A 3,095-nucleotide genomic window follows, 5' to 3' on the forward strand; every position below is an offset into this window, starting at 1 on the left:
GCCGACGCCGCGCAGGGCGCCAAGGCCGACGCCCCGGCTGCCGACACCGTGGCCGATGCCGCCGCCGCGCCAAAAGCCGGCGCCGACGCCATCAACCACATCGCCACCAAGGCCGCGCCGGCCGCCGACGCGCAGCCGCAGGTCTCGCAGACCCAGCAGCAACAGCAGGCCGCCGCCGATCCGGCCCAGCTGGCCGCCGCGCCGAAAACCACCACGGTCAACGCCGAAGCCGCCGCCGCGCTGAAGGAACAGGCCGCCATCACCATCGCGCCGACCGCCAGCCACGCGGCGCAGGAACTGGCCAAGGCCGCCAGCGCCGTGCCGGCCGACAAGCTCAGCAGCCGCGTCGGCACCCAGGCCTGGGACCAGCAACTGGGCCAGAAAATCATCTTCATGGCGGCCGGCGGCGAGCAAAGCGCCACCATGGAACTGAATCCGCCGGACCTCGGCCCGCTGCAGGTGGTGCTGAGCGTGAACAAGGACCAGGCCACCGCCGCCTTCAGCTCGGCCGCGCCGGAAGTGCGCCAGGCGCTGGAAAACGCCTTGCCGAAACTGAAAGAAATGATGAGCGACGCCGGCATCCAGCTGGGCAGCGCCACCGTCTCGGCCGGCATGTCGGACCAGAACAACAGTTCCTTCAGCCAGCAGGCCAGCTCGGCGCAGAGCGGCAGCGGCAACAGCGGCGGCCGTTCGGGCGGCAGCTACGGCCGTGACAGCGGCAGCGACGCCGATGTGGCCCGCCCCGCCCCGCCGGTGCGGCGCCTGCCGGCCGGCGCGGTCGACACCTTCGCCTGAGCCGTCAGCGGCGTCAGGGCAAACCGGGACCGGCGTGACCGCCCTCCCGGTTTTGTTGTCTGTTACACTAGGGAAATGTCAAGCAGCAGCGGGAACGCCCCTCTTTTCAACGGTTCCGTATGCCTTGGCCTGACCGATAATGACATAATGGCGGCGTGAACCACACCGCAACCTGAAGGGCTACTTTGAAAGCGAACCCAAAAATGAAAGCCGATCAGAAAGTTGAAGCGCCCGCAGGGGGCGGCAGCAAAAAACTGATCATCATCATCCTGGCCGTGGTGCTGGTGCTTGGCGCGGCCGGCGGCGGCGCGGCCTGGTTCTTCCTGCACGGCAAAGCCGATGCCGAAGAGCACGACGAGGCGCCCGCCAAGAAGAAAAAATCCAAGAAGGCGGCCGGCCCGGCGATCTATGAACCGGTCGAACCCTTCACCGTCAACCTGCAGCCGGGCGAGAGCGGCGCCGACCAGTACCTGCAAGTGGCGTTCTCGATCCAGCTGCCGGATGCGGAGACGCAGGAAGAAATCAAGAAAAACATGGCCAAGGTGCGCAGCCGCGTGCTGCTGCTGCTGTCGAGCAAGCACGCCAGCGACATCAACACGCCGGAAGGCAAGGTCCAGCTGGCCAAGGACATCATCGCGGCCCTCAAGGATCCGTTTGAAGACCGCGGCTCCCCGCAAGAAGTCGAAGACGTGCTGTTCACGTCCTTCATCATTCAGTAAGCAGAGCACAAGCCATGGCTGATAATTTTCTCTCCCAGGAAGAAGTCGATGCCCTTCTGAAGGGCGTCAACGGCGACCAGGACGACGTTGCGGCGCAGGAAGACGTCGCGGGCGTCCGCACGTACAACCTGGCGACCCAGGAACGTATCGTCCGTGGCCGCATGCCGACGCTGGAAATTATCAACGAGCGCTTTGCCCGCCTGCTGCGCGTCGGCCTGTTTAACTTCCTGCGCCGCAGCGCCGAGGTGTCGGTCGGCTCGGTGCGCGTTTCCAAGTATTCCGAGTTCATCCGTAACCTGGTGGTGCCGACCAACCTCAACCTGGTGCACATGAAGCCGCTGCGCGGCACGGCGCTGATGGTGTTTGATCCGGGCCTGGTGTTCCTGCTGGTGGACAACCTGTTCGGCGGCGACGGCCGCTTCCACACCCGCGTCGAAGGCCGCGACTTTACCCAGACCGAGCAGCGCATCATCCTGCGCATCCTGGACATCGTGTTCGAGGCCTACACCAAGTCGTGGGAACCGGTGTATCCGGTCGAGTTCGAATACATCCGCTCGGAAATGAATACCCAGTTCGCCAACATCGCCACGCCGAACGAGGTGGTGGTGGCGTCCACCTTCACGGTGGAGCTCGGCTCGGTGTCGGGCCAGATCCACTTCTGCATGCCGTACTCGATGATCGAGCCGATCCGCGATTCGCTGACCTCCAGCCTGCAGGGCGAGGCGCTGGAAGTGGACAAGCGCTGGATCCGCCTGATGACGCAGCAGATCCAGATCGCCGAAGTGGAAGTGGTGGCGTCGCTGGGCACGGCCAAGGTCAATTTCGACGAGATCCTGAACATGCGGGTGGGCGACATCATCCCGCTGTCGATCCCGGAATTCATCTCGGCCACGGTGGACGGCGTGCCGGTCATGGATTGCAGCTACGGCGTCATGAACGGGCAATACGCGCTCAAGGTCGAGAAACTGCTGGCCAATGCCGATAACCTTAAATAAGTCAATAAACCCGGAGAGAATCATGTCGGATAACCAAGACGATCAACCGCTGGACGAAGACGATCCATGGGGTGCGGCGATCGCCGAACAGGCGCAGGCGGAAGCCGCCGCGCTGGAAAAGCAGCAAGCCGCCTCGCAGGCGGCCAGCGCCGCCGTGTTCAAGGATTTTTCCAGCACCCCCAGCAAGACGGAAACGCACAACGATATCGACTTCATCCTCGATATTCCGGTCCAGCTGACGGTGGAACTGGGCCGTACCAAGATCGCCATCAAGAACCTGCTGCAACTGGCGCAGGGCTCGGTGGTGGAGCTGGACGGCCTGGCCGGCGAGCCGATGGACGTGCTGGTCAATGGTTGCCTGATCGCCCAAGGCGAGGTGGTGGTGGTGAATGACAAGTTCGGTATCCGCCTGACTGACATCATCACGCCGTCCGAACGTATCCGAAAATTGAATAAATGAAGCACGGACTGATTTCCACTCTGATGATCGCGGCGGCCTTGGCCGCCGCGCCTGCAATGGCCCAGCGCACGGTGTCGGGCACCATCGGCGGCGCCCACGCGGCCACGCCGCCGGCCGCCGAGCCGG

Annotated in this window: 4 protein-coding genes; all 4 read left to right on the forward strand. The window is 64.3% G+C overall.

Annotated elements, in window-relative coordinates:
- A partial coding sequence (locus tag GJ698_RS30165) for a flagellar hook-length control protein FliK (RefSeq protein WP_166454972.1) occupies positions 1 to 795 on the forward strand: 795 nt, incomplete at its 5' end.
- Positions 796 to 998: 203 nt separating this feature from the next.
- A complete protein-coding gene (fliL, locus tag GJ698_RS30170) occupies positions 999 to 1,514 on the forward strand; it encodes a flagellar basal body-associated protein FliL (protein ID WP_154361547.1) in 516 nt (171 codons plus the stop codon).
- 14 nt (positions 1,515 to 1,528) lie between these two features.
- A complete protein-coding gene (gene fliM / locus GJ698_RS30175; protein WP_154361548.1) occupies positions 1,529 to 2,509 on the forward strand; it encodes a flagellar motor switch protein FliM in 981 nt (326 codons plus the stop codon).
- 22 nt (positions 2,510 to 2,531) lie between these two features.
- Positions 2,532 to 2,969: a flagellar motor switch protein FliN gene (gene fliN, locus GJ698_RS30180; RefSeq protein ID WP_072781393.1), complete on the forward strand. Its 438-nt coding sequence runs from the start codon at positions 2,532 to 2,534 to the stop codon at positions 2,967 to 2,969.
- Positions 2,970 to 3,095: the final 126 nt, after the last annotated feature.

It is taken from the genome of Duganella aquatilis, assembly GCF_009674565.1.
Lineage (GTDB): Bacteria > Pseudomonadota > Gammaproteobacteria > Burkholderiales > Burkholderiaceae_D > Rugamonas > Rugamonas aquatilis.